Genomic DNA, 10,598 nt, shown 5'->3' with positions numbered 1-10,598 from the left:
AATCTTTCCTATTTATAAACGCTTTGCCTAAAGCTTGAATGCTGGTCTTTTAAAACAACACGCTCACAGTCTAAACAAGCTTGCTGTACAAACAGGCCGTCTCGAGTAAATTGTCTTTCTGTTACCATCTTGTTAACTATTTCCATACTTTGACATCCTCCCCTTTCAACAAATGGACAACGCGCGTCTTGATCGAAAATCGTTTTGCCACATCCAGATAGAAGACTCAAAAGAATAAAGGGTATGTAAAATTGATATGATTTCATGGTGCATCTCCAGGATTGGATTCAGAAAATAGCGGTTTTGGCTCATAACCTTTTTGTGCTAGAAACGATTGTTCGGCATTAGACTTATCTAATGACAACGTTTTTTGTTTTTCTGCAATTTCTTGATTTATTTTGGCAAATACAGGCTGATTTACATTGGAGTTAATCAATTCGTTATGACTATTAACTCTAGTGATTGTCGTGGTTACAGCTTTTTCTTCTAATTGGGCTTGTTCATTATCAATTGCTTTTTCTGACTCAAACTTTTGATGTGCTTTATCAATCCAAAACCCTTTAATAAACATAACCGAAACCCGACGACCTGCCCGTGCAACAACAAGAGGATGATAGATATCTGTGATTTTCATAATATATTCTGAGACTTTATTAGCGGGATTGATTATTGCGCCTCCTGCAGCCATCCTTCCAATTGAAGAGGGAGAAATTTTAGATAGTGAGCCGTCAGGATTAATGCTTTGAATACTGCCATAATTTGAAAGGCCATCACCAATACCTGCTATAAGCCCCGCTGCAGCTGTGTATTCTAATAAGGGCTTAGTTTTTAATATGGGCGTCCCACGAACATCTTGCATGGCGTCTTGATCATAAACCGAACCATATACCTTAATTTCAAAATTCAAATCATTGCTGGCACAAGAGAGTGTTTCTGTATGAATAACGACAGAATCACCCGATAAATCACCATAACTTGAGCCTAAAACAAAACAATCTTTTAATCGTGACCTTTTTCCATTAGGCATCGTACCGTTTTCATCTAAGCGTATTAAAACTGTTCCTGTATTTTTCTGTCCGTTGACTCCAGCATCACCCATAACCCCTGTTAGCATTATTCCTGACACAAATGTACCTGCCCAAACATAATTATCTGGTCTTCGCTCAAACGAGCCCTTTCTCGAAGAATTAAATCGAACAGTTTCAAGTCCTGCATTTTGATAATAGGACCGTTTATTAAGGGCCTTTCTTCTTAATTTTTCTGCCATTTCCTCTTTGGTTGGTGGCCTTACGCCAAGACTTGCTTGTTGTCCTTTAAGCATTGCAACCTGCAACTTTTCAAAAATGTGTATATTCTCTTTTTCCAATTGGTTTAATTTTTCACTAAGAGCCTGAACTAATTTTTTAGTTTCTTCATCTTCTTTAAAAGAGGTAACAATTGGAGGACTTTTTAAGTTCTCTTCCGTTTTTTTAAAGCGTGCAGTTAATTCATCTATTTCTTTTTGTTGTTTTAAAAGTACTGCCTCATCACTGTCTTGACTAAACTTACTGTCAAAAACTCCATCAAAGGCTATCTCCTGATTAGCTAAAATAGGCTTTACACGATGTTTAGTGGTATATAAATAAAACCCATAAAAGGATATGCATACGCAGGCAATTGAAAGAGCGGTTATCGTCTGCTCTCTTTTGGCTCGCATGTTGATGTTTTTATGTTTTGACTTAAGTTTTGTCTGTAACGCTTTTAATTTTTCTTTCATGATAAATCTCTTATCTGAGTGTTATAGACACTGTATAACCAAGCAGATTGCCCGGGTGATAACACAGACTCGCTTAACTTTATGGCTCGTAAATTCTTATTGCTCTCAAACCAATTCTTTTTAAGCTCAACTGGTTTTTTATCGGTGTTTTCAACGCGGTATATATAACTTTTAAGCCCATTACCCTGATAAGACTTGGCAAGTGTAACTTTTAACGTTTTATGTAAGTAAAAAGGCTGACCATTGACCTTTAATTCATCAAAATTTTTTGGTGTTTTATGCGCTGCCATATCTTCAATAATGAGCTCATCAATTCGTTCTGAAGCATTGTTAGATTTGATATTGGCTAGCTTTTTGATAGAAGGTTGAGCTTTAGCAAGACTTGGTAAAGGCTTATTTGAAGGTGCTAATACCAATTGAATATCTTTTCCAGTTTGTTCATCAGAACGCACCCGAATTAAAAAATGATGTTTCTTTCTAGTCTCAATAAATAAGGTTAATTCATCCTCAAAAGTAGGACGTAAGTAAATAGACTCTGTTGCAGCTTGGTTATCAGCAAGATTTGCTTTTTCATTTTTTTCTACAGTAAACGCACCTTCTAGAAAACGAATCTCTGAAATCTCATCACCTTTAACTGAAAGACGGTTAAAGTTGGTTTTTGAAAGTATTAAATCAACCCCTTCACCATCTTGAATGGCTATTGCTTTAGCAAAAAGCGTGCTTGTTAAAACACTGCATAAAATGGCTGTATTAAGCTTTTTCATTTTTTACCTCAATGATAGAAATTGGACTAAGCTCTCCATTTTTAAAAGCAAAACTTAATTTGTATTGTCTATAACTAGGCTCTAAGGCAAGACCATGTGACGTTCGATGTAAGAAACCAGAAACAAGGGCTTCATGGTGCTTTGTGTCAACTGAAACTTTATCGGTATAAAACACACTGCTTATGCTTTTTTTCTTAACAGATGCAATCTCGTGCGATAAAAGTCTGTTAATTTGCTCCTGGTAATTGCTCATTGTCAGGTTGGCTAGCATTTTATAATGTGATTCGATGGTTTCAGGATTGTAAGTCAGGCGTAAATCAATGACTTTCTTAGCCATTTCCTTTAAATATCCAGGTGAATAATCTGTTTCGCTAATGGAAAAATCAGTCGGTGAACATACAGGTAGCCAAAGCATTTTCTGATGTTTAAAGGCATGAAAACTCATGACCGTTACCACCAATAAGGAACAGGAGCTTACTAATGCCCAAATAAAAGTGATGCGTAAAACCAACCTATTTTTCGATATAGCGTCATCTCTAAATTTAATATCCATGATTAATCACCTTATATATAAGCGATTGGCTGAATCGGGTGAGGCGCGGAATATTAGCCCAGTTAGAAGCCTTGGCAACGACCAGTACACGATTCCATAAAACTGCCGAATTGGAAGACCGCCAAACTTAAAGTGCATAAACATGCTGATTGCGCCACCAATTAAAAACAACTGCGTTGCATAGCCTGTAATAAGGCCAATCAGTGTCAACAGTAATACGGGTATGCCCGTGGTCACTGGAATACCAAGAATTTTTGGCTCATCAGACAATACAAATGTTTTGTAGCTTTTCATGATTAGCTCAATGCAAAGTGTGTGAAAATCATTAGTACAGGTACGCCTGCTAAGACCATAATGTTCTTTGACTTAATGTATGCCATAGCCCCAACAACACCTTCTGCTAACAGCAAAAAATAAGGAACATCCGATTTCGCACCAAAAGTATCTACAATATCGGTTTTGAGTGTTCCTAAATGGTTTGTTGCATGACTATCATTTGAATAAAAAAGGCTGACTCCCACCAAAACCATCATAATAAACAACTGCCAATAAACGCTTTTATTCGTATTAATTGCTGTTTTTATTTTCATCCTTTCTCTCCTGATAATGGTTATTTTTTGTTAAATACACTTTTTTGGGTAAAAAAATCCCCTGAGCCCAATCTATGCTCAATTTTTAAACTTTTAAAAATTAATAAATAACGTTACTTTTTCTCTGCGAGCAGCTGATTTGTTTTCCTTAATTCAGCAATGAGTACATCAAGCTTCTGCTCAATATTGGCTGACTGATTTAGTAAAAGTGACAGTTGAAGCGCATCAAATTCAACGTGATTCTGATGCCTTAAAGCTCGAGGAAAAGCTCTAACCGTATCATCAAGATGTTCTAAGAAGTGAGCTGCTTTTTCCCCTACAGCATCGGTGTTCATTTTTAAGGTTGCAGCAGTAAGTGTTGAGACAAATAATACACCAACCGTAAATAAGATTTTTTTTAGCATCTATGCTCTCCCATAAAACGTATATGATTTAAGCCTAAATTAGTTAGCTTGTTCCTGATAACTTTTAAAGTGTGCTATTTGCACCCCCAAATTTATGATTTTTAACTTAACGTTCAAGTAGCTCTTTATTATGAGTATGCGAGTTAATATAAATATTTTTCCATCCCTCATACATTTATTCATTTTTTAAAATTCTTTATCAGTTACATATTTCAATGTACTGTTTCATTCTCAATAGAATAAATTAAGAATAATTGATGCCGCTTTAATAGAGCATATGCAAATGCTGCTGCTTCTGCGTGTTTATCAAAATCAAAACCTTCAATTTCTAAAGCTGCTTTTTGCAAACACACAATACAACTTTCCAAAATTTCAAATACTGCTTGTTCTACGTTCATAATTAATTGTTTTGTGAGTGTTAATGATATTGAATCATTATTTAAGATCAGGTGCATTCACCTAAGTGCAGGAATAAGGAAAATTTAAAAGAATTTTTTAAGGAGATAATTTTAATTGAAATAGTTATTATAGTCGTAGCTACTTACCAAGTACTTATTGCATTTTACATAATCTTTAAATACCTCCATGAGATTTGAATAATATAAGTATTTACCCCTTACCCAGCTAATAAATTCCGCCCCTCGCAGCAAATTATGTTCTTCTCTAAATAATTCAATTTGATAGATGATTTCCTTTTCAGGTATATCGTATGATTGCTGATCTATCATAACAAGCAACGATTGATAATAAAGTAAATTTATTTTTGTTTTAGGAATTGATAGTAATTTAATAAGATTTTTTGCTCGGCGCGGGTCAGCAAATCCTTCTTTTCCTTCTAATTCAAATTTAAACAAGACAGGTGATAAAGTAGATTCAATTAATTTTTTTTCAAAAAGTGTAAAATTCCGTTTTTGCCTACAAGTATTTAAGTCTTTATCATAAGTTTGATGCTCATTTAGATAAAGTAATAATAACTTAGCATCCTCCTTTTTCAGGTCTATATAATTTATCTTAATTAAATGATAAAGGTCATATGAAAGAACTTTCGAAATTTTATCCCATGTTCTTTCACCATAAAAAATCGATTGTACTAACCTAAGGCTCTCCTCTTTATTGTCTATACTCACTTGTTCAAGGGTCGCACGAATATTAACCATAGGAATTGTTTGGCTATTGTTGTACTTTGAATAAACGATAGCAACTTCATCATCACCATCAATCTCTTCGTTTTTATACATTTCATAAATCCGGCCAAATCCTCTCATACCAAACACATCAAGCTCTGCAGATCTTATAGCCCCCATTGAGGCAGCTCCGAAAACCTCTATCCCATAATCTAGAGCAATTAATATTTCTTTATGCCACACCGAAGGCGCCCAAGAAAAATTTCCATCAATAATAACAAGTCGCTTATATCCCTTTTGTATAGCTTTAAGTACATCTCCTTTTTTTACCGATGGTAAGTAATCTGCATTTGGTAATAATTTTATTGCCTCTTGATGTGATAAAGAAGTTTCTAAAAAAACAGCTGTTTCATTCATCGCAAATCAAATCCAAGGAAATTAGTTTAACTTTTAAAACACATATTTCTTTATCGTAGTATTTGTACACTAATATATCTTGATTGTTTTGTTTTATTTTTTCATAAAGTATATTAAGTGCATCATTAACGGTTTGGGTTGAGTAATTTATTATCTCAGTAAATTCACTTTTATTCGTAGAGTTAGGGAATTCACTAGCCTCCGAATTATATTTTGAATCAACTAAATCATCGCGAGAACCAGCTATAGTAGTTACTCGAGACTGAATTGCTTCAGTAAAAGCTCGATTTAACGCTATCGTTTTATCTAAATGACATCCATTACCCTTAAATAATATTTGATTCTCAAAAGGATTTTTTGATCTAAGCAATACTTCAAAAGAAGGTATATTATAGATATTTTCTTGATAATTAATTACGTAATCAAAGTAAACTGATAATTTTCCAATTAACTCATTATTATCATAAGTAATTCTACTTTCTCTCAAAGTTTTTTCCCTTTCAATTACTTCAAGTACTCCGTGTAAGAGAGCCTCATTAAAATTATTTCCTCCGGCTAGTCCCGTTGTATCAGGAGAGTAAATCAAAACCTCTGGTAAATAAGAATTTAATGAATATTCTGGAAAAGGTACGAGGACGGATTGACCCGTAAACAATAAATTAGCATTTACCCAGTTAATTTTTTGCAATGGGTTGGAAAATAAAATAGTTTTAGCGAGTTTGCTTATTGGTATGAACGACATCTTGTCTCTAGCTAATTCTAACTCGGACTTATTTGTTACTTCAGGAACTATTTCTTCGGCAAAATACACCTCAATAGATTCCATCAATGCAGAACATTGTGCAGCTTCCTTTGTTAACCCTTTACCCTGACTTGTAGTTAATGATTTTGCTCTAGGCCTTATTGCGGAATAAACAGGAAATCCGGTGTAATCTAGATTTGTTAAATTTGCTAACCTTGTTATTCCCGCTAGCTTTTTAAAGGGAGTTAATATAGTTAATGTTTCACTAAAGTCCCGAGCTCTAAGAGAAGTCTTTGGATGAATAGACATTTATACAAGGCTTGTTTTAAGATAATAGGCTTCAACTCCTAATTTCCGAAGCTCTAAAGCAAACAATTTACTTCGATGTCCAGAAGCACAATAAAATACTATTTTTTTATCTTTATAAGATAAAAAGAAATCATAGTTATTATTCTCTTTTACTGGAAAAAAAAGATCATCATCAAGTTTAATTGCTTCTCGCTCTTCCTTTTGCCTTATATCAACCAGGAAATGCTCGGTTCTATTAATATCCTCGAGCAAAATTCCATACTCTGTCGAACTGCTTTTTAAATCAGTTAAGGTAATTCTCCTTTGTTTACATCCTAAACAGTCATTATTTTGCTTTATAGGAAAAGAAGACATACTAAAATCTTTCGCATTAAAAATTCTTATTTGCGGCTCTTCAGGATCCTCTATGTGAAGTAGGTAATTTAAAGCAAGGTTAGCAGCCATTGTTCCGGCTATTCCTGTTACGGTTCCTAATACCCCTGCTTCTGAGCAGTTAGGAATTTCACCAGCAGGAGGGAGATTAGGATATAAGCAACGATAACAAAGACGCTTAGTATTAAATAAAATAAGTTGAACTATATTGACAAAAATACTGCAACTTATAAATGTTTTTTCTTTTAAAATACAAATATCATTGACAAGATACCTAGTCTCAAAGTTATCAGAGCCATCAATAATCAAATCAACATCTTTAACAAGAGAATAACCAAATTCTGCATTAAATTTTCTATTGTATGCTTCTATCATTACATGTGGATTAACGTGACTTAACACAGCTTTTGCTCTTTCAGCTTTATAGTATCCAATATCAGTTTCATTAAATAATATTTGTCTATGTAAATTAGATAGCTCCACTTTATCATTATCAATTAGGATTAAACTTCCAATTCCTGCTGCTGCCAAATATTGAGCAACTGGACTTCCTATTCCCCCTAATCCAATAATCATAATTTTTGCATTACTTATTATTTTTTGACCCCTCTCGCCAATTACAGAGACTTGTCGTTGATACCTATCCATTTCTCTACCCGCCTGCTATAGAGCTTACAACACAAATTTCATCATTTTGGTTAAGTTTGACGTCCTTAACTGATGTGATTTGATTTGAGTTAACAAAAATAGTTAAGTAGCCATTTAAACTACCATCTTTATTAAATATCCTATTAAATTTATCTTTATAAAATTCAGCTAAAACTAATTGCAATGATGATTCATTTGAAAACAATTGGATTTCTTTTTTGTCTGAATTAAACTCTATTAGTCGATACTCATACATGATTAGGGCCTATAGATTTTTATATCAACGATATATATAATTTATTTATATTTTTAACAATTTTGGTGAAATATGAACGAACAACTTTTTAAAGACCTTTCTAAAAGTTCATCTGCAGCAAAAATGAGACTGTAATTCATTTCTTTATCTAACAAACTTCTATAATCTCTTGTTGCGCGAGAAACTTACCCGCCCTATTTATCTTAGTAATCGAATTATCCCAACAAAGCACCATAGCTGACTTAGACATATGAGCCATCTGCTCGCTATTATCATTAAGTTTAACAAAAAATGTCCATTCACTTTGAACTGAAAGTTCAGGCTTGTTAATTCTTTTTACAACTCCTGACTTTCTAGGAAAATAACCACATATAAAATAACTTTTATTTTCTATTAATTGGGGCGGCTCAACTTCACATACAATACAGCATAAGATAGTTTCAAGACTTACTAAGTATTTCCTTTGATACAATTTGTTTAAGCCAATACCTGGCGGTCTAGCATTAGTTTCAATAAATTGAATATCGCCATTTTCACTCATAAAAAATTCTGTATGTAGTATTCCATTTTTAAAAGCTAATAAATCTATTATCTTAATCGAAGCATTAACAATTAACTTCTGTTGATGAGGATCTGAAATATTCAAACTAAATATTGGAAGGTTTTTACTTACCATTAAATGATTAGGATGAGTATACTTTCTAGCTCCCACAAACATTAGTCTTCCATTAAATACAACTATTTCAGAATGGTATAAGTCATCTTCGATATAAGGCTGAACAATATAGTTTTCCTCCCTCTCTTTCTTATTAGCTAAAAAATTACAAAAATCTTCATCTGTTTTAATATGATAGGTTTCATAAGAGCCGGAGCAATTAATAGGTTTAATAAAAACCTCGCTCACATTTAGCTTCTTTTTAATTGTTTTTAAATTTTGGCATTCAATCAATGTTGTTGTTTTTGGATAGGGAAATAAGCCGTCTAACTTTTGATACATAAGATCTTTATGACTCAGTAGCTTTGCAGTACTTATACTCATTCCATGGATTTTTAATCTCTCTCTTATCTTTGCTATATCTACAAACATATCTTCAGAAAAACATACGATATAGTCAGGATGTATTGAGTCACAAGCAGACAATATATCTTCGTAAGAAAATGATCTTACTAAAACATTAGCTTGATCTTTAATAGTTTTAGATTCGTCTTTTATTAGAAATAAAGGTTTAATACCCAACGTTAGTAAAAAGTTGTGATCAATTAACTCATAATCTTGAAGGGGATCAATGCATAAGAGTTTCTTTATCTTCATTATATTTAATCCCAAAACATCCTACCAAAAATGCAGTCTTTGACGGGAACTGTTCTATTGAATAACCTAGTTTATTTGTTACTTCTAAAAAGCGTGGATCGTAAGAAAAAATTGTCTCTCTCGGTAATTTAAATAAGTTATTCGTAACTTGATTTTTCTTTTCATGAAAAAGCGTTAAATCAAGACTGGTTGCACTTTCAAAAAATGGGGTACTTTTAAAGTGCCCTAGGTTTTTTATCTGCTGAGCATATTGAAGATAAGTCTCGTATATTAATTCACAACGTTGAGGTTTATTTGAGAACGATGTTGGTTTAAAGGCCATCTCCTCTTTAAGAATCGAATAGAAAACAGGCTCATTTTTATTTTTATCAAAATGAACAGGTGCCATTATAAATGGCGTATATTTTGTTTTATAAATATCACGATACGCCTCAAGAATAAAATCTACTGGTAATAAATTATCCTCTACAGCTAAGCCATAACCCGGAACTTGCCCCACTCCGATAGCAATAAGCTGGTTAACAGCATTATTAGTAAATTCATTTTGGGATATTTCAGGATTATTAGCACGTATATAGGCCATTAAATAATTATAGAAAGGTAAATTTGCATAATAACCCGTCTGATTGGAATCAAACTCCATAATCAAACTTAAAAGGTTAGGTAATCTGCTATCTTTAATTGATTTTACAATATCAGAGGGAAATACTAATAATCTTGAACGCCATGTACACTGAGCTGCTTCACACAAATGCTTGAATGTTAGGTAATGATTACCTAAATCATCTGGGATAGGAATATCAGCTTTAAAATACTTCTCTAAGTTTGAATGCGGCCTTGCATCTGCTGCTGGACAAAGTAAAAATGTATTTCTTGCACCTGATGATATTTGCAATATATCGGATGGATGATGAGTATTTGAAGAATTGTACAGGGAGCTTACACTTAAAAAGTCGCCTTCTTGATAGATCTGATGTGTACTTGACTTCCCTTTAAACTCTATAAACATTTCAACGTTTTTTTCTAAAACCATGGAAAAAGGAACTGAAGATAGTTTCCCACCAGTGTCTGGTAAATAGAAATAGTGTTCATCTGCTATTATTTGTCCATATTGATATTCAAGGACTGTGAACAGCATATTTTGAATACCATCTACAGTTTCTAAAATTTCATAGAGGCGCTTATTAACTCGAGCTATGTCCGCTTTTACCTTATCCCACGATAATTCACTCATATGATATTAATACAAAATCCTATTTATTGCCTGAATCATACAAGAGAACACTTAGGCATTCAATGAACTCGTATTTCAAGTGATAAAATTTATTAGTAAAAATAATAATATTTATTG

General features: G+C 33.2%; 14 protein-coding genes. All 14 read right to left on the bottom strand.

Annotated features, from left to right (window positions below; translation table 11 throughout):
* Positions 1-8: 8 nt before the first annotated feature.
* Complete coding sequence (locus DYH30_RS15485) at positions 9-266, bottom strand: hypothetical protein (RefSeq protein ID WP_115332667.1); 258 nt, start codon at positions 264-266, stop codon at positions 9-11.
* On the bottom strand, positions 263-1,756 hold the full coding sequence (locus DYH30_RS15480; RefSeq protein WP_115332666.1) for a TraB/TrbI/VirB10 family type IV secretion system protein: 1,494 nt from the start codon (positions 1,754-1,756) through the stop codon (positions 263-265). The genes DYH30_RS15485 and DYH30_RS15480 overlap by 4 nt, the downstream gene beginning before the upstream one ends.
* Entirely contained in the window at positions 1,753-2,520 is a 768-nt protein-coding gene (gene traK, locus DYH30_RS15475; RefSeq protein WP_115332665.1) for a type-F conjugative transfer system secretin TraK, read from the bottom strand. The genes DYH30_RS15480 and traK overlap by 4 nt, the downstream gene beginning before the upstream one ends.
* Positions 2,507-3,073 carry a TraE/TraK family type IV conjugative transfer system protein gene (locus DYH30_RS15470; RefSeq protein ID WP_115332664.1) on the bottom strand — a complete coding sequence of 189 codons (567 nt, stop codon included), beginning with the start codon at positions 3,071-3,073 and terminating at the stop codon, positions 2,507-2,509. Before DYH30_RS15470 ends, traK begins: the two co-directional genes overlap by 14 nt.
* A 6-nt stretch (positions 3,074-3,079) precedes the next feature.
* Positions 3,080-3,367 carry a type IV conjugative transfer system protein TraL gene (traL, locus tag DYH30_RS15465; protein ID WP_242604791.1) on the bottom strand — a complete coding sequence of 96 codons (288 nt, stop codon included), beginning with the start codon at positions 3,365-3,367 and terminating at the stop codon, positions 3,080-3,082.
* 2 nt (positions 3,368-3,369) lie between these two features.
* Entirely contained in the window at positions 3,370-3,663 is a 294-nt protein-coding gene (locus tag DYH30_RS15460; protein ID WP_115332662.1) for a type IV conjugative transfer system pilin TraA, read from the bottom strand.
* Between the two features lie 113 nt (positions 3,664-3,776).
* Positions 3,777-4,067, bottom strand: a complete 291-nt coding sequence (locus DYH30_RS15455; RefSeq protein ID WP_115332661.1) for a hypothetical protein — start codon at positions 4,065-4,067, stop codon at positions 3,777-3,779.
* A 212-nt stretch (positions 4,068-4,279) separates the two neighbouring features.
* Positions 4,280-4,522 carry a hypothetical protein gene (locus tag DYH30_RS15450; RefSeq protein WP_242604790.1) on the bottom strand — a complete coding sequence of 81 codons (243 nt, stop codon included), beginning with the start codon at positions 4,520-4,522 and terminating at the stop codon, positions 4,280-4,282.
* A gap of 54 nt (positions 4,523-4,576) precedes the next feature.
* Positions 4,577-5,608, bottom strand: a complete 1,032-nt coding sequence (locus DYH30_RS15445) for a TfuA-like protein (RefSeq protein WP_115332660.1) — start codon at positions 5,606-5,608, stop codon at positions 4,577-4,579.
* Positions 5,601-6,659, bottom strand: coding sequence for a YcaO-like family protein (locus tag DYH30_RS15440; protein WP_115332659.1), 1,059 nt, complete (start codon positions 6,657-6,659; stop codon positions 5,601-5,603). The genes DYH30_RS15445 and DYH30_RS15440 overlap by 8 nt, the downstream gene beginning before the upstream one ends.
* Positions 6,660-7,679: a HesA/MoeB/ThiF family protein gene (locus DYH30_RS15435; protein ID WP_115332658.1), complete on the bottom strand. Its 1,020-nt coding sequence runs from the start codon at positions 7,677-7,679 to the stop codon at positions 6,660-6,662.
* A 4-nt stretch (positions 7,680-7,683) separates the two neighbouring features.
* Entirely contained in the window at positions 7,684-7,935 is a 252-nt protein-coding gene (locus DYH30_RS15430; RefSeq protein WP_115332657.1) for a ubiquitin family protein, read from the bottom strand.
* A gap of 148 nt (positions 7,936-8,083) precedes the next feature.
* On the bottom strand, positions 8,084-9,247 hold the full coding sequence (locus tag DYH30_RS15425) for an ATP-grasp domain-containing protein (protein WP_115332656.1): 1,164 nt from the start codon (positions 9,245-9,247) through the stop codon (positions 8,084-8,086).
* Entirely contained in the window at positions 9,219-10,481 is a 1,263-nt protein-coding gene (locus DYH30_RS15420) for a hypothetical protein (RefSeq protein ID WP_115332655.1), read from the bottom strand. Before DYH30_RS15420 ends, DYH30_RS15425 begins: the two co-directional genes overlap by 29 nt.
* Positions 10,482-10,598: the final 117 nt, after the last annotated feature.

This window comes from Legionella busanensis (assembly GCF_900461525.1).
Classification (GTDB): Bacteria; Pseudomonadota; Gammaproteobacteria; order Legionellales; family Legionellaceae; genus Legionella_C; species Legionella_C busanensis.
This window is presented reverse-complemented; position numbering and strand designations above follow the sequence as displayed.

Bases quoted from the DNA above. Each gene is read 5' to 3' on its own strand.
- DYH30_RS15420 (WP_115332655.1), bottom strand. From the start codon at position 10,481: ATGAGTGAATTATCGTGGGATAAGGTAAAAGCGGACATAGCTCGAGTT.
- traK (WP_115332665.1), bottom strand. From the start codon at position 2,520: ATGAAAAAGCTTAATACAGCCATTTTATGCAGTGTTTTAACAAGCACG.
- DYH30_RS15460 (WP_115332662.1), bottom strand. From the start codon at position 3,663: ATGAAAATAAAAACAGCAATTAATACGAATAAAAGCGTTTATTGGCAG.
- DYH30_RS15435 (WP_115332658.1), bottom strand. From the start codon at position 7,679: ATGGATAGGTATCAACGACAAGTCTCTGTAATTGGCGAGAGGGGTCAA.
- DYH30_RS15450 (WP_242604790.1), bottom strand. From the start codon at position 4,522: ATGCACCTGATCTTAAATAATGATTCAATATCATTAACACTCACAAAA.
- DYH30_RS15430 (WP_115332657.1), bottom strand. From the start codon at position 7,935: ATGTATGAGTATCGACTAATAGAGTTTAATTCAGACAAAAAAGAAATC.
- DYH30_RS15485 (WP_115332667.1), bottom strand. From the start codon at position 266: ATGAAATCATATCAATTTTACATACCCTTTATTCTTTTGAGTCTTCTA.
- DYH30_RS15470 (WP_115332664.1), bottom strand. From the start codon at position 3,073: ATGGATATTAAATTTAGAGATGACGCTATATCGAAAAATAGGTTGGTT.
- DYH30_RS15445 (WP_115332660.1), bottom strand. From the start codon at position 5,608: ATGAATGAAACAGCTGTTTTTTTAGAAACTTCTTTATCACATCAAGAG.
- DYH30_RS15480 (WP_115332666.1), bottom strand. From the start codon at position 1,756: ATGAAAGAAAAATTAAAAGCGTTACAGACAAAACTTAAGTCAAAACAT.
- DYH30_RS15425 (WP_115332656.1), bottom strand. From the start codon at position 9,247: ATGAAGATAAAGAAACTCTTATGCATTGATCCCCTTCAAGATTATGAG.
- DYH30_RS15440 (WP_115332659.1), bottom strand. From the start codon at position 6,659: ATGTCTATTCATCCAAAGACTTCTCTTAGAGCTCGGGACTTTAGTGAA.
- traL (WP_242604791.1), bottom strand. From the start codon at position 3,367: ATGAAAAGCTACAAAACATTTGTATTGTCTGATGAGCCAAAAATTCTT.
- DYH30_RS15455 (WP_115332661.1), bottom strand. From the start codon at position 4,067: ATGCTAAAAAAAATCTTATTTACGGTTGGTGTATTATTTGTCTCAACA.